The following is a 19,294-nucleotide window of genomic DNA, read 5'->3' as shown; positions in this document are numbered from 1 at the left end:
TCGGCGCCTTCCGCGACGCTCGAACGCGGTTCTTTTCTACAGGTGCGGCAAGGGCCGGTCAACGCGCGCGCCCTTGGAATTCATGGTCCCCGGGTTCGGCCGGGCCCCGTGCGTCACGACGAGGTCGGCGCGCGGGCCGAACCGGGGATCGTGTAATAAGAGTCCCCCGTGCCCGCCACACTGGACAAAGACGAAGCGGAAGCGGCGGCCCCCCACGGGGCCCGGCAACGCGGCGACACCTACGACCCGGGCTTTTTCGCGCGTGTCGTCGAGAGCTGGCCCGCGATCGACCGCGTGCTCTACCCCGTCTACGCCTGGGCCTGCGTCCTCTACGCGGCCACAGTGTTCTACGGGTACATGCACGTGCAGACGCGGGGCGGCTGGTCGGCGCCGCTCGACGACGTCTTCATCCACTTCGACTACGCGCGCGCCGCGGCCCGCGGCTTTCCCTTCCAGTGGTCCGAGGGCAACGGCTTCTCCAGCGGCAACACGAGCCTGCTCTACCCGTTCACGCTCTCGCTCGGCTACCTCCTCGGCTTCCGCAGCCTCGACCTCATGGCGTGGGCGGCGCTCATCGCGTGTATCTCGACCACGTTCTTCCTCGTCGTCGCCGGACGCGCGTGTGAGCCGCTCGGGCGCACCACGAAGTACCTCGTGCCGCCGGCCGTGCTCTCGCTCGGCGCCCTCGACTGGTCGCTCTTCAGCGGCATGGAGAACGCGTTCCACCTCGGCGTCTGGGCGCTCATGCTCCTGCCGATCCTCTCGATCGGCAAGACGCTCGACGATCCCCGCGCCGTGCGCCGCGACGGCTTCCTCGCGGGCCTCGCGGGCGCGCTGCTCTACGCGACGCGGCCCGAGTCCGTCGTGTGCATCGCGATCTTCGCGTTCTACGCCGCGCTCCTCGTGCGAAAGCCCCTCGGCCTCCGCGCCGCATTCGCGACCTTGCTCCGCGCCTCGATCCCCGGCGCGATCGTGGCCGTGGCGCAGGCCGTGGCGAACCGCCTCTTCACCGGCGAATGGGCGGCGGCCGGCGCGATCGTCAAGCTCGCGCTGAACCACCCCTACATGAACGGCGAGCAGAAGCTCGACGAGTACCTCTCGCACCTGAAGTACGTCGTCCTGCGCAACACGCAGCACCACTTCGCCGACTGGATCCCCGGCCAGAACCTCCCTTGGGGCTGGGTCGTCCCGCTCGTCGCGCTGATCCCGTTCTTCTCGAAAAAGACCCGCGGGATCGCGGCCATGCTCTGGGCGCAGGTCGTGGGCTGGCTCCTGCTCGTCTCGCTGAACGGCCAGGTCCGCTGGCAAAACGAGCGCTACACGATGAGCGCCGTCGCGTGGCTCTTCATCCTCGCCGCGATGGGCCTCGGCGTGCTCCTCACGCCCGCGTTCGAAGCGACCCGCCGCGCGCGGGGCCTCTTCGCGTTGCGGATCGCGATCGCGTGCGGCGTGGTCGTCCTCTACGGCGTCCACCAGGCGCCGAACATGCGTGATCAGATCTGGTTCTTCGGCCGCGCGAGCCGCAACATCCGCGACCAGCACGTGGTCGCGGGCAAGGTGCTCGCCGAGCGCAAGGCGAAGCGCGTGCTCGTCGGCGACGCGGGCGCGCTCATGTATGCGTCGGACCTGCCCGGCCTCGACATCATCGGCCTCGGCGGCTACCACGACCTTCCTTTCGCGCGTGCCGGCGTGAACGGCCTCGGCGCCACGATCGAGCTGCTCGAACGTATCCCGCCCGAGGATCGGCCCGACCACATGGCCATCTACCCGTCGTGGTGGGGCGACCTCCCGGGCCTCTTCGGCCGTCGCCTCGTGGGCGTGCCCGTCGTCGGCAACGTGATCTGCGGCGGCGCGGAGAAGGTCATCTACAAAGCCGACTGGAGCGCGCTCGACAGGAACGGCTGGCCCCGCACGCAGCGGGAAGGCGAGCGCGTGATCGACGAGCTCGACGTCGGGGATCTCGTCAACGAAAAGGCCCACGGCTACAACTTCCCGCGCCCGGGCATGGGCTTCGTCGTGCACCGCGTCCTGCCCGAGCCCGGCCAAAGGCTCCGCGATCTCTTCGACGCCGGCCGCATCGTCCCGCACGGCGAGCCCGAGCGCGCCCTGATGAACGCGCCGAGGCGCGGCGGCCGTCTCGTCGTGCGCACCGTCGCGGGCCGGCAGGTCGCGGCCGAAGTCCGCGCCGACGGCCGCCTCCTCGGCAAGCTCGAAGCGCGCCCCGGGCCCACGTGGACCGAGCCGAGCGTCGATCTGCCGGCCGACCTCGCGCCGCGCTTTGAACTCGCGATCACGCCCGTCGAGGGCGAGTGGATCACGTACCACGCGTGGATCCTGGAGGACGGCGGAGCGCCGTCGGCGGGACGCTGATGCGCTCCCCGACGAGGCTCCCGCTTGGCCTCTTGCTCGTCGTCGCCGTGACCGGCTGCGGTCGAACGGACGCGGAGAACGCGAGGCGCCTGGCGGTCTCGCCGCGGGGCGCGCGCCTGGTCTCGATCCCCGGGGCGACCTTCTCGTTCCGCGAATCGATGGCGGTGAACCGCACGGTCGTCACGGTGCAGCCGTTCCAGATCGAGGCGACCGAGGTGACGGTCTCCGGCTATGCCGCGTGTGTCGGCGCGAAGGCGTGTGTCGCGCCCGTGGGCGAAGGCCGCGTCGAAAAGTTCAACGAGCCGATGTGCAACTGGGGCAAGCCTGGTCGCGGCGATCACCCGATCAACTGCGTGAGCCCGGCCGAAGCGGAGGCGTACTGCCAGTGGAACGGCGGCCGGCGCCTGCCGACGATTTACGAGGCGTACTGGGCCGCGCTCGGGGATGGGCGCATGAGCGAAGCGGAGCGGCTCGGCGAGCGGCACCGCACCTATCCGTGGGGCCGCGACGAGCCGGAGAAGATCGAGCATTGCTGGCAACGCGGCGCGATGGGCGGGACGCAGGGCGGCGTGGTGGGACCGATCACGAGCAGCGCGCCGCCGGCCGCCGCGGATCTCGGGACCTGTCCGGTGGCGAGTTACACGGGGGATCGGAGTCCCTTCGGGCTTTACGATACGGCGGGGAATGTGGCCGAGTTCGTGTTCGACCCGAAGCCGATCACGTGCATTTCGACGGCGGGTGAGCAGCCGTGTCCGCGGGAGAAGATGTTCCGCGTGACGGGAGGCACCTGGCACGACCATGGGCTCATGGGGAACCAGTCCCCGGCGGACAACCATCCCGTCGCGAGCGAGCGGCACCCTTGGTATGGGTTTCGGTGTGTGGTGGGGGCGGGGTGATCACCTGGGAGCGGAGTTGCTACGCATCTGGGTGATCTGGACAAGCAGGGCTAGGATGCGATTCACTTCCACGTTGTTGCCCAAGGACCTCGCCAGTTCCAGAGCCCGCTGAATCGCGCGCTCGGCGTCTTCGAATCGATGCATGCGAGCGTATACCATACCGAGCATACGCCACACCATGACCTGGAGGAGAGGGGTGCCCTGTACCCTGGGGTCGAGCAATGCGCTTTGCCAAACCTCAAACGCGTCCTCGAAACGCTCCTGGACGAAACGCAACATGCCGTGCAGGAATTGAAGGGCTATATCGGCGGCGACGCCGCGTTCCTCGTTGCGTCGAAACGCCTCCTCGTATGCTCTTTCGGCATCTTGGGTCTGTCGAAGGTCCAGCAGCGCGAACCCTTGCTGAATGATGGCGGCAGTCTCCAGGGCCGCCGCATTCCTGTCTCCAGTCTCCGCTAGCGTTGCAGACCGCTGCCGGGCTTCGCGCAACGGATCGAGTGCTTCCGCCGGGCGTTCGATACTATTCCATGCGCGCCCCAGCGTGTACCAAGCCAGCGCCGATAGAAAGGCATTGTCGCCATCTGCGGCAAGGTCCCGCAACCACATTGCCAGCTTTAGCGCCCCATGAACGTCGCCTCTGGTGAGGTATTGCTCGAACTCCAAAAGACCCAGGACAAAACGGGTTCTCGTGAGGAGCGGCGAAAACGTCTTCGGGTCGCTCTCCGTTAGCGCGCTGAAAATCCCCACCGCCTCCTGCAGCGAAGGACGTGCCGCATCTCGCTGTCCGAGCGAAACGTTCAGCACGCTCTGTCTGGCTAGATTCTTGGCGAGATCGGGGAGGAACACATCAGGCCGCGCTTGCGACAGATGTCGGTATGTCTCGACCGCCTCGGACAGTGCGACGAGCGCATCGTCGCTGCGCCGCGCGTTCTGAAGTCCATGTGCAGCTTCCACCAAGGCGCTCGCCCGATCCGCCGTTCCCGGGGGACGACGCTCGGCCTCCGCGATCCAGAAGTCCGGATCGGGCGCAGCCTCCCCTTCGTCCCTCTCCACCGGCGGCTCCGGCATCGGCGGCACGATCGCTATGTCCGCCATCGCATCGTGCAAATACATCCCACCCGCCAGCTCGACCACAATCGCCCGACTCGACCAAACATCGGGCGCCGCCTCCCGAAATCGAGGCTTGATACCTACTGGCGCCGCAAACACCAGCCCGCCCCTCAAATGTCGCCGCAACGCCTCCCGCCGCTCGTTCGCGCGCAGCATCACCTCGTCCCACGCCGCCACCCACGGCGCCGCGTCCTTCCCCGTGAGATCCACGAAAAACCCCTCCACCCACACGCAAGCCGCCTCCTTGCGTTCGGGCGAAAGCAACCACGGAAGAACCCCGCGCAGGGCCTCCGGCGAATCCGGTACGAACACGTCCAGCGCCCCGCCCCGCTCCTCCACCACCTGCGCGACGCGCCGCCGAACGATCCGCGCCTCGTACGAGGAGGGCGAAAACAAGAACCCGAGCCAGTGCCCCGCTGCAAAATGGAACTGCCCCGAGAGCCGCTCCCACTCCTCCTCGTCGTGAGGGCTCAGGCGAACGGCGTCCGCGGGCTCGCGCTCCATCTCAACCCTGCGAGGACCGCGCCTTGTCGCGCTCCTCCACCTGCTTCGCGAGGTCCATCACGTGCTTCTTGATGAGCGGATGCACGTCGTACCACTCGGGCCCATTGCGATAACAGAGCACCATGTTGGTATCGAAGAACCGCGCCAGATGCACGAGCTCCTCTCGGCTCTCCAGCGCAGCTCCGCCCGTCCTCGCGACCTTCGCCAGCCAGACGGCGTCATCCTCCGCGATGGGCAAAGACTCCGTACGGAGCTGATCGAGCGCGCTGGTCACCACCGCCGAACTCGCGGGCAACGTCCTCGTCCTGCGGATCACCTCCGCAACGATCCGCAACAAGTCCCGCAGGTGCCCGCCGGATTCGACGATGATCCGAGTGACCTCCTCCGGCGTGAGCAGGCGACGCCCCGCCGGCTGTCGCTTCTCGATAACCGTCCGCAGCCTCTCCAGCCCCATCGTGACCACGCCGTCGCGCTTGTCCTTGACCTTGACCGCCGGGAACATCTGCACGGCGCCAACGCCATAAAGACTCCCGAGGTTCGGATATCGCACCTTCAAGAACGGCGGGATCGTATACACGACGTGATAGCCAGGGATCTTCAGCTTGTCGTGATGCGTGGCGAACAGCGTCTCGATGGAGGCCTGCACATCGCCCGCGTTGACCGACGTCCCGCGGATGTGCTCCACCGAATCCACGAGCACGACAATCTTGACGTCGGGGCCATACTTCGTAACGAATTCCTTGCGACAGTCCTCGAAGAACTTGCGCACGTCGGCCGTGAGCGCGCCCAGGTGACCGGCCATCTTTTCCTGGAGGCGACTCTTGAACGTGGGGTCTTCCTTCAGGTTCGCCTTGAAGCCGACCTTGGCGGCCAATTCCGCGTTCACCTTCGCCGCCTCGACGTCGGTCCCGGCACCCACCCTCCCACCGAATTCGCCGGACAGCTCCTTGAGCTCCACGCGCGTCTGCATGAACGCCACCGCGCGCTCCCAGTAGCTCTCCTTCAAGACGTTCTCCCCGAGCAACGCCTCGTCCACCACGGCCTCGCCGAACGCGCCCGCCACGGCCATCAAGAAATCGCTCACGTCGACCGGGGTCGAGGCATTCACATAATCCTCGATGTCGATGAGAATGATCTTGTACCCGATGGTCTCCAGCGTCTGCCGAAGCCGCCTGAGTTCCGTGCTCTTCCCGATGCCTCGAAAACCGGCGAGGAGCTGGACGCTCTGTTTCGCGTATCGAATGGCGGTCGCCAGCAGCGCGACCGGGTCGTCCTCCTGCAGGCCGTCCCCCTCGTACAAGGGGACATAGCGGGAGTCGTTCGGCAGAAGTGGCTCGTCGTCCACAACGGCACGAAAAAACTCCCCAAGGAACTCGTCCTCTTCACGGGTCAACGCCGCAACCATCGCGCCGCGAGCCTAGCACCCGGCCAACCAGCCGGACAAAGAGAAACCCGGAAGCCCCGCCCGCACGATCGCCCCGCGCGAGCACGCTCGACCACAACGGCAGAGCCAGTCGGGCCATAACCACCGCGACGACGATCGACCCAACCGTCGGTGCGCCCGCGCCTGCCTTTGGCGCATCGCCAAGCGCTACCCGACACGCCCGAGCCTGCCTTTGGCGCGTCCCCGCGAGGGCGGGATCGTTTTCCGGAAGGGCGGGATGCTGTTCCGCAAGGGCGGCGTGGCGTTCCACAAGGGCGGCGTGGCGTTCCGCAAGGACGGGGTGCTGTTCCGCAAGGGCGGGGTGCTGTTCCGCAAGGGCGGCGTGGCGTTCCGCAAGGACGGGGTGGCGTTCCGCAAGGGCGGCGTGGCGTTCCGCAAGGACGGGGTGCTGTTCCGCAAGGGCGGGGTGGCGTTCCGCAAGGGCGGCGTGGCGTTCCGCAAGGACGGGGTGCTGTTCCGCAAGGGCGGGGTGCTGTTCCGCAAGGGCGGCGTGGCGTTCCGCAAGGGCCCCCTTTCCGCTTCCGATGTACCCTCTCCCTCCACCCGCTCCCGGACACCTCCCACGCTTCCTCCTTGACATCCCCCCGTGCGCTTCGGCCTCCCCCGTGACCCCGCTCAGCTCGCCGCCCTCCTCGCCGCGCTGATCGCCCTCGCGTTCGCCCCGCGCATCGTTCGACCTGCAACCAAATCCCGCCTCTTCCTCGCCCTCGCCGCCCTCTCCGCCGCCGCCCTCTCCGCCGCGTACGTCGCGCTCTACCTCCGCGGCGGACCTCGCATCATCGACGCCACCAGTTACTTCCTCGAAGCGCGCGCCCTCGCGGCCGGCCACCTCGCCTTCCCGCTCGACGAGCCCGTCGCCTCCACGCTCGGCCGCTTCCTCGTGCGCACGGACGGCCCCGACGGGCCCACCGCCGCCGTCCTCTTTCCGCCCGGGTACCCCGCGCTCCTCGCGCTCGGCTTCCTCGCCCACGCGCCCCTCGTGATCGGCCCGCTCCTCGCCGCGGCCCTCACGATCGCCACCTACGCCCTCGCCGAGCGGGCCCTCCCCGCAAACACGCCCGCCGCCGATCGCGTCTCGATCCCGCGCCTCGCGACCCTCTTCTCCGTCCTCTGCGCCGCGCTCCGCTACCACACCGCCGACACCATGTCGCACGGCCTCGCCGCGCTCTGCTTCACGGGCGCGCTCGCCCTCGCGCTCTCGGCCGTGCGTGCGCTCGAAGCTGGAGAGCGCGCCCTTCTCCCCTCGCTCGGCGCAGGCTTGTTCGCAGGCTGGCTCGCCGCAACGCGCCCTCCCTCCGCGCTCGCCCTCCTCCTCGCGCTCGCCTTCCTCGTCGTCACGACACGCTTTGCCTCGGCACGCGCGCCCCGCAGCGCGCGCCTCACCGCCCTCGCGCTCCTCGCCCTCGGCGCGCTCCCTGGCCTCGGCTTGCTCCTCGCCCACCAACATGCGGCCACCGGCGAGCTCTTCACCTCGTCGCAGCGCCTCTATTACGCCCTCTACGACGGCCCGCCCGGCTGCTTTCGGTACGGCTTCGGCGCCTCGATCGGTTGCCTCGGCGAGCACGGCGACTTCGTCCAGCACAACCTCCCGCACGGCTACGGCGCTTACGCCGCCGCCGCGACCACGCTCCGCCGCCTCAAGCAACACCTCGTCGACGCCGGCAACGCCGAGCCCTTCACGCTCCTCGTCCTCCTCGGCGGGATCCTCGCCGCGCGCCTCCCCCGCGCGCGCCTGCTCCCGATCGCCGTCGCCCTCCAGATCGCCGCGTACGTCCCCTTCTACTTCGACGGCAATTACCCCGGCGGCGGCGCGCGCTTCTACGCCGACGTCCTGCCGCTCGAACACATCCTCGCCGCGCTCGCCGCCGCCCAACTCACCGCGCGCGCCCAAGACCTCCGCGGCGCGTCACGCCGCATCGCCGCCCTCGTCGCGCTCGTCCCGCTCGGCTTCGCCTTCCGCGCCGGCTTCGATCACGCCTTGCTGCGCGATCGTGAAGCCGGCCTCCCGATGTTCGAGCCGGCCCGCCTCGCGAGCCTCCCCGCACGTGCGCTCGTGTTCGTCGACACCGATCACGGCTTCAACCTCGCCTACGATCCTTGGACCTCGAACGGACGACCGATCGCCCGGTACCGCGGCGACGCCCTCGACCGCTTCGCCTGGGAGGCGCACGGACGGCCCCCCGCGTATCGCTACCTCTTCCCGATCCCGCCCGACGGCGAGGCGCCCCCCGCGCCGCCGCACCTCGTCCCGTACTCGTTGGATCTCCAAGCACCCCTCGCCCTCGAAGGAGAGAACCTCTGGCCCGCGCTCGCGCAACAGGACGCCTGGGCCTTGCCCGCCTGGGCCACCGACGCCTGCGCCTCCGCGCGCCGCTGGCTCTCCGTCACGCCCGCCGATCCCGCGAAGAGCGGCGCTGTCTCCCTCGCCCTCCCCGCCCCCTTCCTCGCCGGCCGCCGCGTCGCGCCGCGCCTCGCCGTCCTCGGCGCCGCCTCCGTCACCGTCTCGCTCGTCGTCGACGGAGACCCTTTGCACACCCACGAATTCGCCCCCGCCGCGGCCCCGCATTCGCCCTGCGTCACGCTCCCGGCCTTCCCGATCCCGCGCGCCGCTCGCTCCATCGCGCTCACCGTCCGCCTCGGCCCGCAGCCCGCGGGTTCGCGGGTTGCGCTGGACAGGTTGGATTTCTTGGAGGACGAAAGTCGTTGACGCTGGGCGTCCAGAATGCGAGGGGTGTCCTAAGTTCCTGGAATCGTAAGTCGTATCCGTCCAGGCGTCACACGAGGTTGGGGGGGCGTAGGGACGGGGGGCGGCGTGACGGCCGCCGAGGGGTGTTCCATGACGAAGAGCGAGCTCATCGACGCGATCGCGGGCCGTGGCGAGCTCACCAAGGCGCGCGCGGAGCTTGTGGTCAACTGCATCTTCGATGCGATGACCGAGGCGCTCCAGCGCGGCGAAGGCATCGAGATCCGTGGCTTCGGAAGCTTCACCGTCCGCCCGTACAAACCCTACAGCGGCCGAAACCCGCGCACGGGCCAGCCCGTCCCAGTGCCCGCCAAGCGCCTGCCCTTCTTCAAGGTCGGCAAAGAGCTGAAGGAACTCGTCAACCAGAGCCGCGCCTTCGCGATCACCGGCGGCAAGGACGACGAGGACGACGACGACGACGACGACATCGACGAGGACGAATGATCGCCCCGCCCGGGTGAAGCGCCTCGCGAAGAGCCTCTTCGGCCGCGTGACGCTTGCGCCCGGCGCGCCGTCCGGCAAAGTTCGCCCCATGCTTTCCGCCGAGCGTCAACTGGAGGAGTTGTGCCGGGGCGTCGTGGACTTCCACGTCCGCGCCGAACTCGAAGAGCGCCTGAAGGAAGGCCGGCCCCTGCGCATCAAGGCCGGCTTCGATCCCACGCGTCCCGACCTGCACCTCGGGCACACCGTGCTCATGCAGAAGATGCGGCAGTTCCAGGAGCTCGGGCACCAGGTCATCTTCCTCGTCGGCGACTTCACCGCGATGGTCGGTGATCCCACGGGCAAGAGCGAGTCCCGCCCACGCCTGACGCGCGAAGAAGTGCGCGCCGCCGCCGAGACCTACCAGGCGCAAGCCTTCAAGATCCTCGACAAGGACAAGACCGAGGTCCGCTACAACTCCGAGTGGCTCGGCAAGCTCTCGCCCTTCGAGATCGTCGAGCTCGGCGCGAAGTACACCGTCGCGCGTATGCTCGAGCGCGACGATTTCTCGAAGCGCTTCGACGGGAACGTGCCGATCCACATCCACGAGTTCCTCTACCCGCTGCTCCAGGCCTACGACTCCGTCGTGCTGGAGAACGACGTCGAGCTCGGCGGCACCGACCAGCTCTTCAACCTGCTCGTCGGCCGCGACCTTATGCCGCGTTATGGCAAGCGCGCGCAGATCGTGATGACCACGCCGATCCTCGAAGGCACGAACGCGCGCGTCGAGAGCGGCAAGGTCGTCGGCCTGAAGATGTCGAAGAGCGCGAACAACTACGTCGGCGTGAGCGAGCCGCCCTTCGAGATGCTGCAAAAGCTCATGCTCGTCGATGACCAGGTGATCTGGCGCTACATGGAGCTGCTCTCGTCGAAATCGAACGAGGAGATCGCCGCGCTGCGCGAGGAAACGCGCGCAGGGCGCAACATCGTCGAGGTGAAGGAGATCTTCGCGAAGGAGATCGTGACGCGCTTCCACGACGCCGCGGCCGCCGACGCCGCGCTCGAACGGCGCCGCAGCGTGGCCGCAGGCGGCGTGCCCGACGACATCGAAGAGATCAAGGTGGCCGCCGAGGCCGAGTCGCTCTGGATCGCCAAGGCCTTGTCGCTGGCTGGCCTCGTGAAGTCGACGAACGAGGGGCTCCGGCTCGTGAAGAGCGGCGCCGTCCACCTCGACGGCGAGGTCGTGCGCGACGAGCAACAGAAGCTCGAGCGGGGCCGGAGGTATCTTGTCCGCGTCGGATCGAAGAACCGCAAGTTCGCGCACCTCGTCGTCGGCTGACGCCACGGATCCGGGCCGGCGCGCCTTCCTCGCCGCCACGCTCGCCGCGCTCGCCTCCGCCGCCGCCGGCTGCGGCGCGCCCGCGCCCGTCACGAAGCCCGCCACGCCCGAGCCGCCGCTCGCCGTCCCCTCGCTCGACGGGCTCTTGCCCCTCGCGGGCCTGCGCTGGGTCGTGCTCGTGCATCCCCACGAGATCACCTCGATCCCGTGGCTCGTCCCCTTCGTCGGCGCCGTCATCTCCGAGGCGCGCTTCGACCGCTTCGCGAAAGGCACCGCCGTGGATCTCCGCCGGACGCCCGAGGCCGTCGTCGCGTCCTACACGACGAACGAGGGCGACGCGACCGTCGAGCTCCTCCGCCACACGAGCGACCCGCGCGCCGTCGAGCGCGCCTTCCGCGACCGCCTGAGCACCGACACGACGCGCGCCGTCGACCGCCACGACCTCGTCCGCGTCTCCGGCAAGATCGGCCGAGGCGCGCACGCCTTCGCCGCGATCGGCTCCGACGTCGTCTGCTTCCAGCAAGCGGGCTCGATCCCGCGCGGCCCTTGCCGCATCGCCGCCCTCTTCGCGCGCGGCGCCCTCTCCCGCGCCACACGCGCCTTCGCCGACCCGTCCTTGCGCGCGCTCGCCGAGCGCCTCGGCCCGGCGCCTGCCCGCGCGTTCGCGCTCGGTCCGTTCGAGGGCGAGCTCGCGCGGGGCGCGCGGGGCCTACTCGCCGCCGCCACGGCGATCGGCGCGGCGGCGAGGCCGAGCGCACGTGAGGGCATCTTGCTCTCCATCGCCGTGGCCGGAGACTTCTCCCGCACCGGCGAGGCGGCCTCCGAGGAGCTCGCGGCGTCGTGGAAGGACCTCGCGCAGGGCTCGTTTGGCCACCTGCTCGGCCTCGACGCCCCCGTGACGGCGCCGCTGCCGACGCACGCGCCCGACGCCGTCGCGATCGCGGTCGAGCTCGATCCGAAGAAGCTCGCGAAGGGGCTCGCGGACGCGACCTCGAACGAGATCGATCAAATCATGCGATGAGGCGCGGCGCTTACCGCCGCCCCTTGAAGCCCATCATCCCTTGCACGACGGCCTCGCTCTCCTCGGCGATCGCGCCTTCCTGGGCAACGCGATCGGCGCAGTCCTCGCACATCTTCTTCTTCTTGGTCCCGACCTTCACCGTCTTCAGCTCGTCGACCTCGTTCTCGCACTCCCGGCATGTGGGCATTCCGGATCCTCCTCGACGCCGATCCTAGAACATCGATCGGTTTGACAACCGCTCGATGTTCTAGCTCTTTTGTCCCGAGGGGGACGCCTCGCGTCCCCCTCTCGCCCGGGCAAAGCCCGGTCGATTCACCCCCACGAGGCGAGCTCGCTTCGCGATCTCGCAGAGCGCCGAACGGGTCGGCGCTCTAGCCCGCGCTCGGCCGACGGCAAAAAGTTGGCCCGGTCCATCTTTTCCACGTACCGCGGCAGATGGACCTTCATGGAAAGACGGATCGGCCCTCGCGCGCTCTGCGACTATCCCTTGGTTGCCATCGTGGATGGGCATCGCCACACGTGCCGCGCCGTCGACCTCTCGGTGAGCGGGCTCGTCTTCGAAACGCCGCGGACCCTCGTAGATCGGGAGCTCAGCATGATCACCGCGTTCGAGCTGGACGTCGGCGCAGGCCGACCGATTCGCCTGCGCGGCCGCCCGATATGGGCGAAGGACCGGCTGCAGGCGATTCGGTTCGTATCGATGAACGACGCCGACCGGCTCACCCTCGCCGAGCAGCTCGATCGGAAGAAGATCCTCGGCGACCCCTTGCATTGAGGCGCGAGCGCCGCCGCCCGACGGAAAACGCCATTCCGAGCGCCACCATCGCCGCCATCAGCCCGCGCGTCTCCTCGCCCCCGCCCACGGCGGTGCACGCGCCGCATCCGCCCGTCATCATCGCGCCGTCGTCGCCGATGGTCGCCTGGTTCGGATCTGCGCCCGCGCCGCCCGCACCGCCGACGCCGTCGAATCCACCGGCGCCGTTCGTCCCGGAGGCGACCAGCGCTGTGAACGTGTACACCGAGCCGGCATTCTCACCGTTGCCGTTATCGTCGCCCGGCGCGCCGATGACCGCCGTGCCTTCGGAGACCGCGACCGCGAGGCCGAAGAAATCGCCGTCGGCCCCGTCCGCCGCGAGGAGCCGGCGATCCTGGGCCCATGCATCGCTCTCGCGCACGAAGACGTAGGCCGACCCAGCGCCCGTGACGTTTGGCCCGCTGAGATAAGTCCCCACGAGCGCCACGTCGCCCGAGACCGACGTCGTCATTCCGAACCTGCCGAATTTCTCCGCCTCGGAGGGGACGAGCTTTTGCTGCGCGCCCCACACCTTGTCCACCCGCGAAAAGACATACGCCGCGCCGCCGTCCTCGGCGACGTCGTCGTCCCCCGCCGCGCCCACGAGCACCGTATCGCCCGAAATCGCCACGGAGAGCCCGAAATAGTCTTGCTCGGCCGCGTCGTCCGCCACGAGCCTCTGTTCGAGCGGCCAGGCGCCCTCCGATCGATCGAACACGTACGCCGCGCCGACGGAGACCGGCATCCCGGCGTTGTCCCGCGGCGCCCCGACGACCGCGGCGTTCTCCGAGAGCGCGACCGACGAGCCGAAATGGCTCGGCGTCCCGTCCGCCGGCAAGAGCTTCTTTTGCAGGCCCCACATCTTCCCGGACGCGTCCCGAACGAAGATGTACGCCGCGCCGGAATCGAAGCCGAGCCCGTCCTCGCGGCTCGCCCCGACAAGCGCGAGGTTGCCCGAAATCGCCACCGACGTGCCGAACGAGCCAATGAGCTCCGGGGTGGGTGAGACGAGCTTCTGCTGCTCCTTCCAGACGCCGCCTTCTCGCACGAAGATGTACGCCGCGCCCGCGTTTTCGGCCTGGTCGGTCTCGTTGGGCGCGCCGACGATCGCGATATCGCCCGAAATCGCCACGGCGTAGCCGAATCCATCCGTCGCCTCTGCATCGGAGGCGACGAGCTTCTGCTCCGGGACCCAAACGCCGTCTTTTTGCACGAAGACCTGCGCGGTGCCGGCGTTCTCGGCGATCCCATCGTCGGCGTGCGCCCCGACGATCGCGATATCTCCGTCGATGGCGATCGACACGCCGAAGTTCGCCTCTTTCGTCCCTTCGGGCGCCACGAGCTTGGCGCCCTCTTTCCATTCCAACGAATCGACCGACACTCCGGTGCGCTCGGCCCCGTCGGACCCGCATCCGGCGCAGAGCCACAAAAGCGGGACGATCCCGCCGCACAGCACGGAAGAATTGATGCGCATGTGTTCCCCCCGCATCGCGCGCGGGCGCTCCGCGCGTGATTCCTGGAAATCAAAACGCGCTAGGTTTACACCACGCAGCGCGCGTGACCACCCGACTCGCCGGATTCACCGAAGATCGTGGCGCGCGCCCCCCTTCCGCCGGAGACGTCCGCGCCTCAGACCTCGATCACACGCTCGTCCGTCACCACGACCGGCAGCGGCACGTCCCCCTCCGTCGCCGGCACCTCCGATAACACCTGAAAATCGTACACCACGCCAATCGCGACCCCCGGCGGGCAGAACCGTGGAAGGGTTCGATCGTAATACCCCGCCCCATACCCGATCCGATTCCCCTCCCCGTCCACCCCGAGCGCCGGCACCACCACCACGTCGACCTCCAGCGCCTCCGGATCCGTGAGCAGCGGCTCCTGAAAGCCGAGCCCGTGCTCCTCCATGGCCGCAGGGTCGGCCGGGACCCGGAACGTCATCACCCGCGTCTCCGGGTGGATCGAGGGGAATGCCACGCGCACGCCCCGCCCCTCGAGCTCCGCGACGAGCGGCCTGAGGTCCACCTCGCCGCGCTTCACGATCGGCCAGAAAAGCGCGATGGTCCGCGCCGCGGCGACCTCCGGCCGCCCGAGCAGCCCCGCCCGAATTTTGCTCGACCGCTCGGCCAACGACTCGCGCGGGATCGAGTTCCGGAGCGCACGCATCCGCTGCCGCAGCACGCCCTTCGCGCGGTAACGCAGCTCCCGCAGCGCCTCGGGATCGAAGTCTTCCATCGCCGCCACCCTACCCCGAACGTCCGCCGCGCGCACGCCGGTGTCCTGCGCGGCGCTCCCCGACACGCGCTCGCCGTGGTAACGGTTCTCGAACCGATGCGTCCTTGCGCGATCATCCCCGCTTATCAGGCCGCCCGCACCGTCGCCGAGGTCGTCGGCGCCACGCGCGCCCTCTGGCCCGAGCCCTCCGCGGTCTTCGTCGTCGACGACGGCTCCACCGACGGCACCGCCGACCTCGCCCGCGCGGCCGGCGCCACCGTCCTCGCGCACCCCAACAATCGCGGCAAGGGCGCGGCCCTCCGCACCGGCATGATGCACGCCTTGCGGCGCGGCTTCGACGTCGCCGTCACGCTCGACGCCGACGCCCAGCATCCGCCGGCCGAGGCGCACCGCATCGCCTTCGTCGACCCCGACCCGCGCGCCCTCGTGCTCGGCGTGCGTGACCTCGTCCGCGCCGGCGCGCCGCGCGCGAACCAGATGTCGAACCGCATCTCGAACTTTTTCCTCTCGCTCTTCAGCGGCCGCCCGCTCGCCGACACGCAATGTGGCCTGCGCCGGTATCCCCTCCAGACCACGCTCTCGCTCGGCGCGCTGGACGACGGGTATGCGTTCGAGGCCGAGATCATCCTCCGCGCCATTGCCGCGGGCGTGCGGATCGTCGAGGTCCCCATGGACGTCGTGTATCCGCCGGAGCACGAGCGCATCACCCATTTCCACAGCGTGCGGGACCCGGCGCGTATCGTCTTCCGCGTCGTCAGCACCCTCGCCGAATCGAGGCTCGCCCCCGCCACCATTCCCCCGGTGACCCCGTCCGTGCCCTCGGCCAAACCTTCGCGGCCCTCGCGGGACACCCCGCGCGAGAGCGCCCGGGAGCTCTGATCCGAGGCGCCGTGACGGAAGAAGGCCCGAAGACCCCCGCCCCGCGGCCGCGCGCGCGCTGGAAACGGCGCCTCCTCTGGGCGTTCGTCCTCCTCGTCGTCGTCCCGGGCCTCGCCCACGTCTCCATCCTCGCCGGCACGCGGATCGAGCCCCCCGCCCTTGCCCAGACGACCGGCGAGGCCGTGGAGGCGCGCCCCGGCCTGCGGGTCCTCGGCCCTGCGTATGCCCGAAAGCGCGGCGCGATCCTCGAAGTCCGCCTCGCCGGCACGCCCGAGGAGATCGGCCACCAGCATTCGCGTCTCCTCTACCGCGAAATGGTCGAGAACGAGGGCACGCTGTACGACCAGTTCAGCCATTACGTCCCCGTCCCGCCCTTGCGCTGGCTGCTCGTCGACCTGAGCCGCCTCGAATTCCGCCACGTCGACCAGGGAATGCAGGACGAACGCCGGCGCGAGATCGCCGCCCAGGCCCGCGGCTTCTCGCCCGACCCGTACGACGGCTTCCTCTCGACCTACCATCGCTTCGTCTTTTTGCATTCCCTCTACGACATCGCCCTCTCCTTCGAGCATTCGCCGCTCATCGGTTGCACGAGCTTTGCCCTCGGCGACGGCGCCTTCGAGGACGGCCACACCGTCCTCGCCCGCAATTTCGATTTCGAGGCCGGCAGCATCTTCGACACGGGCAAGGCCGTCTTCCTCGTCCGCGAGCAAGGCCGCATTCCGTACGCCTCCGTCGCCTGGCCCGGCCTCATCGGCGCCGTCAGCGGCATGAACGCCGAGGGCCTCGCGCTCGTCGTCCACGGCGCCCGCGCCCGCGAGCCTCGCAACGTCGGCGAGCCCGTCGTCCACACCACGCGCGACCTCCTCGGCCGCGCCCACACCACCGCCGAGGCCATCGACCTGCTCCGCGATCGGTCGCCCATGGTCTCGCACCTGATCATGCTCACCGACGCCAAGGGCGATGTCGCGATCGTCGAGCGTGCCCCGGGCGAGCCGATCCACGTCCGTCGTGGACGCGGAAAGGTCCCGCTCACGAACCACCTCGAAGGCCCGCTCGTGAACGATCCTGCGAACAAGCGCGTCGAGACCACGACGTCCACGCGCCCGCGCCGCGAGCGCCTCGACGAGCTCCTTCAGAATCTCCCGCCGGCCGCGTCCGTCGAACACGTGATGGGCGTTCTGCGCGACAAAAAAGGCCTCGGCGGGGTGGACCTCCCGATCGGCCATCGCCGCTCCCTCGACGCGCTCATCGCCACGCACGCCGTCGTCATGGACACCACGGCGCGTGTCCTCTGGGTCAGCGAAGGCCCGCACCTGCTCGGCCGTTTCGTGCGGTTCGACGTCGCCCGGCTCCTCGAATCGGGCTACGAACCAAAGGACGACGAGCCGCTCGTCACCGCCCCCGAGGACCCGCTGTATCGGTCCCCGGCCTACGAAGCCTGGGAAAAGGCGGGCAAGCCGCATCATGGAGAGCTCTGATGGATCGACGTGATTTCTTGCGAAATGCCCTCGCCACTTCGGGCGCGCTCCTCGCCGCCGCGTCGTTTCCCGCCGTGGCCCATGCCGACGAGGTCTCCGAGGCCCTCGGCCGGATCACGAAGGCGCGCGCGGATCTCAAGACGCTCGTCGGTCCCTTCGAGCAAGAACGCACGATTGGCCTGCTCGCGACGGCCGTGAAGAGCGCCGGCGAGATGACCCTGGTTCGCCCCGACCGATTGCGCTGGGAGCTCTTGCCCCCGGACGCGGTCACGTACTGGGTCGGCCCCGAGGGGTTTTCCTTTGCGACCCCGCGCGGCGCGGCGAGCGTCGGCAAGGCCGCGGCGGGCAGGTTCGGCGCGGTGCTCGGTGATCTCTTGATTTTGATGGGCGGCGACCTGGAAAAACTCCGCGGCCGTTACGACCTCAGCATCCCCAGCAAAAAAGACGGAATCACCCTCCGCGCCGTCCCCCGCGCCGAGGACGTGAAAAAACACGTCAAGCGCCTCGAAATGCGCCTCGGCATCGAGCTGTGGACGATCAGCGAGGTCACGATCGAGGAGCAGACCGGCGACCAGAGCGTCATTCGCTTCGGCAAGCTGAAGCGCGACGTCACCGTCGACCCGGCGAAGATGACGCCGCCGAAGCCCTGACGAACCCCCAGCAGGGTGCTGAGAAACGCAGCGAGCGCCCTGGAGCTAGGGAGGAGGACGCAGGAATACTCCAGTATTCCGAGGACGACGACCGACGATCCAGGGCGCGCAGCAAGTTTATCAGCACCCTGCTCGCGCGAATTTCCGCGCCGCCGCGAGTCCATCCCGCAATGTCGCTTTTGTCGTGATGCTGCCGAGCTCCCAATGGAGCTCCACCAGCGTGCGGGCCGCGGAGGGCCCGAGGCCCGTGAGCACGACCCGCGCGCCGAGCAGCCCCACCGCCTTCGTCACGCCCACGAGCGCCTCCGCGACGGCCGCGTCCACCGACGGCACGCCCGTCACGTCGAGAATGGCGACCTCGGCCGCGTGCGTCACCACGCCGTCGAGCAGCGCCGCCATCATTTGCTCGGCCCGCGCGTGGTCCACGTTCCCCACGAGCGGCATCAGCAAGACCCCATTGCCGAGCGGCACGAGCGGCGTGGAGATTTCCCGGAGCATCTCCCGCTGCGCGCGAATCGTCTCCTCCTGCGCGACTGCCGCCTGCGCCGCCCGCTCCGCCGCCAGCCGCTCGGTCACGTCCGTCAGCACCGCCTGCGACCGGACCACATTTCCTGCTTCGTCCCGATCGACGATCGCCGACAGCATCACGTCGAGCAACGACCCATCCTTGCGGATGAACTGATACAGCACGTTGTCGCATCGGCCCGTCTTGAAAAAGGCGGGCAGGACGACTTCACGCGCATACCGAGCCGACTCCGGCGTCAAGAACTCCGTCGAGCGCTTCCCGATCACCTCGTCGCGCGTGTACCCAAGCGCCTCGATCCATCGATCGTTGACGGCGCTGAGCCGTCCTTGCGCATCGATCGAATGCATGATGGCCGGCAAATGGCTGAAGAGCCATTCGTGATGCGACTCCACGTGCGCGAGCGTGCGGCGGGTCTCCGCGAGGACCTCGACCGATTGCTTCGCGAGGGACGCGGCCACGCGCTCCGCGACCTCCTCCACGCAATCGGCCGCGGCGCCGGCGATCTCGGGCTCGCTCGACGCGACGACGTGACGAACGAAAGCGCGTCGAACCACGCCGAGCGCAGAGAGCGCGCCATCGAGCGGGGTCCCCATGCTTTCCAAAGATCCACGTAACGACGCGGCGAGGGCCTCCGGGTCGCCGCCTTCAAACGCGCGGAGCATTCCGTCCACGATCACCACGAGGCTCGAACCGGGGGCGTTCGTCTCTCCTCGCTGAGCAGCGCCTTCGAGGTCCCGGCGCGCCTCTTCCAGCAGAGCTTCACGCCGGGAGCGCAGGGAGACGAGCACGGCGGGAGGCAGCGGATCCTGCATGAGCCGGGCGGTTATAGGGCGGGCCGCTCCGTTTGAAAACCGTCTTTTGATCCCGAAAGACTTCGAATTCGTAG

17 protein-coding genes are annotated in these 19,294 nt (G+C 69.1%); 11 read left to right on the top strand and 6 right to left on the bottom strand.

Annotated features, from left to right (window positions below; all coding sequences use genetic code 11):
- The first annotated feature begins 168 nt into the window (after positions 1 to 168).
- Both QHF89_RS01610 and QHF89_RS01605 read left to right on the top strand, forming a co-directional pair.
- Positions 169 to 2,370 (top strand): hypothetical protein, encoded by a 2,202-nt coding sequence (locus QHF89_RS01610; protein ID WP_284719902.1) that lies wholly within the window; start codon positions 169 to 171, stop codon positions 2,368 to 2,370.
- Positions 2,370 to 3,266 carry a formylglycine-generating enzyme family protein gene (locus QHF89_RS01605; protein WP_284719901.1) on the top strand — a complete coding sequence of 299 codons (897 nt, stop codon included), beginning with the start codon at positions 2,370 to 2,372 and terminating at the stop codon, positions 3,264 to 3,266. Before QHF89_RS01610 ends, QHF89_RS01605 begins: the two co-directional genes overlap by 1 nt.
- On the opposite strand, the gene QHF89_RS01600 is transcribed toward QHF89_RS01605, so the two are convergent.
- The gene (locus QHF89_RS01600; RefSeq protein WP_284719900.1) at positions 3,267 to 4,880 is read right to left on the bottom strand and encodes a tetratricopeptide repeat protein; all 1,614 of its coding nucleotides are present in this window, start codon (positions 4,878 to 4,880) and stop codon (positions 3,267 to 3,269) included. It abuts the gene before it with no gap.
- Position 4,881: 1 nt separating this feature from the next.
- The gene (locus tag QHF89_RS01595) at positions 4,882 to 6,273 is read right to left on the bottom strand and encodes a hypothetical protein (RefSeq protein WP_284719899.1); all 1,392 of its coding nucleotides are present in this window, start codon (positions 6,271 to 6,273) and stop codon (positions 4,882 to 4,884) included.
- 268 nt (positions 6,274 to 6,541) lie between these two features.
- Between QHF89_RS01595 and QHF89_RS01590 the strand changes: the two genes are divergently transcribed.
- The 5 genes from QHF89_RS01590 (at position 6,542) to QHF89_RS01570 (ending at position 11,847) form a co-directional block, all read left to right on the top strand.
- A complete protein-coding gene (locus QHF89_RS01590) occupies positions 6,542 to 6,901 on the top strand; it encodes a hypothetical protein (protein ID WP_136965302.1) in 360 nt (119 codons plus the stop codon).
- 9 nt (positions 6,902 to 6,910) lie between these two features.
- Entirely contained in the window at positions 6,911 to 9,031 is a 2,121-nt protein-coding gene (locus QHF89_RS01585) for a hypothetical protein (protein WP_284719898.1), read from the top strand.
- A 129-nt stretch (positions 9,032 to 9,160) separates the two neighbouring features.
- Positions 9,161 to 9,511, top strand: a complete 351-nt coding sequence (locus tag QHF89_RS01580) for an HU family DNA-binding protein (RefSeq protein WP_136965301.1) — start codon at positions 9,161 to 9,163, stop codon at positions 9,509 to 9,511.
- An 88-nt stretch (positions 9,512 to 9,599) separates the two neighbouring features.
- Positions 9,600 to 10,826 carry a tyrosine--tRNA ligase gene (tyrS, locus tag QHF89_RS01575; protein ID WP_136965494.1) on the top strand — a complete coding sequence of 409 codons (1,227 nt, stop codon included), beginning with the start codon at positions 9,600 to 9,602 and terminating at the stop codon, positions 10,824 to 10,826.
- Complete coding sequence (locus QHF89_RS01570) at positions 10,774 to 11,847, top strand: hypothetical protein (RefSeq protein WP_284719896.1); 1,074 nt, start codon at positions 10,774 to 10,776, stop codon at positions 11,845 to 11,847. Before tyrS ends, QHF89_RS01570 begins: the two co-directional genes overlap by 53 nt.
- A gap of 10 nt (positions 11,848 to 11,857) precedes the next feature.
- On the opposite strand, the gene QHF89_RS01565 is transcribed toward QHF89_RS01570, so the two are convergent.
- Positions 11,858 to 12,034 carry a hypothetical protein gene (locus tag QHF89_RS01565; RefSeq protein WP_170228834.1) on the bottom strand — a complete coding sequence of 59 codons (177 nt, stop codon included), beginning with the start codon at positions 12,032 to 12,034 and terminating at the stop codon, positions 11,858 to 11,860.
- Positions 12,035 to 12,292: 258 nt separating this feature from the next.
- Between QHF89_RS01565 and QHF89_RS01560 the strand changes: the two genes are divergently transcribed.
- Positions 12,293 to 12,622: a PilZ domain-containing protein gene (locus QHF89_RS01560; protein ID WP_136927513.1), complete on the top strand. Its 330-nt coding sequence runs from the start codon at positions 12,293 to 12,295 to the stop codon at positions 12,620 to 12,622.
- On the opposite strand, the gene QHF89_RS01555 is transcribed toward QHF89_RS01560, so the two are convergent.
- A complete protein-coding gene (locus tag QHF89_RS01555; RefSeq protein WP_284719895.1) occupies positions 12,567 to 14,114 on the bottom strand; it encodes an FG-GAP repeat protein in 1,548 nt (515 codons plus the stop codon). The two genes, QHF89_RS01560 and QHF89_RS01555, sit on opposite strands and share 56 nt — an antisense overlap.
- A gap of 155 nt (positions 14,115 to 14,269) precedes the next feature.
- The gene (locus QHF89_RS01550) at positions 14,270 to 14,875 is read right to left on the bottom strand and encodes a 5-formyltetrahydrofolate cyclo-ligase (protein WP_136965298.1); all 606 of its coding nucleotides are present in this window, start codon (positions 14,873 to 14,875) and stop codon (positions 14,270 to 14,272) included.
- Between the two features lie 96 nt (positions 14,876 to 14,971).
- Here QHF89_RS01550 and QHF89_RS01545 point away from each other — a divergent pair, with 96 nt between their 5' ends.
- The 3 genes from QHF89_RS01545 to QHF89_RS01535 are packed head-to-tail and all read left to right on the top strand — an operon-like array spanning position 14,972 to position 17,882.
- Positions 14,972 to 15,754, top strand: coding sequence for a glycosyltransferase family 2 protein (locus QHF89_RS01545; protein WP_136965297.1), 783 nt, complete (start codon positions 14,972 to 14,974; stop codon positions 15,752 to 15,754).
- Positions 15,755 to 15,765: 11 nt separating this feature from the next.
- Positions 15,766 to 17,232 carry a C45 family autoproteolytic acyltransferase/hydrolase gene (locus tag QHF89_RS01540; RefSeq protein WP_136965296.1) on the top strand — a complete coding sequence of 489 codons (1,467 nt, stop codon included), beginning with the start codon at positions 15,766 to 15,768 and terminating at the stop codon, positions 17,230 to 17,232.
- The gene (locus QHF89_RS01535; RefSeq protein ID WP_136965295.1) at positions 17,232 to 17,882 is read left to right on the top strand and encodes a LolA family protein; all 651 of its coding nucleotides are present in this window, start codon (positions 17,232 to 17,234) and stop codon (positions 17,880 to 17,882) included. Before QHF89_RS01540 ends, QHF89_RS01535 begins: the two co-directional genes overlap by 1 nt.
- Before the next feature lie 120 nt (positions 17,883 to 18,002).
- Here QHF89_RS01535 and QHF89_RS01530 read toward each other — a convergent pair whose 3' ends face one another.
- The gene (locus tag QHF89_RS01530) at positions 18,003 to 19,220 is read right to left on the bottom strand and encodes a PAS domain S-box protein (RefSeq protein ID WP_136965294.1); all 1,218 of its coding nucleotides are present in this window, start codon (positions 19,218 to 19,220) and stop codon (positions 18,003 to 18,005) included.
- Positions 19,221 to 19,294 lie beyond the last annotated feature (74 nt).

This window comes from Polyangium sorediatum (assembly GCF_029946465.1).
Lineage (GTDB): Bacteria > Myxococcota_A > Polyangia > Polyangiales > Polyangiaceae > Polyangium > Polyangium fumosum.
The sequence above is the reverse complement of the archived record's forward strand: the minus strand, read 5'-3'. Positions and strand labels throughout refer to the sequence as shown.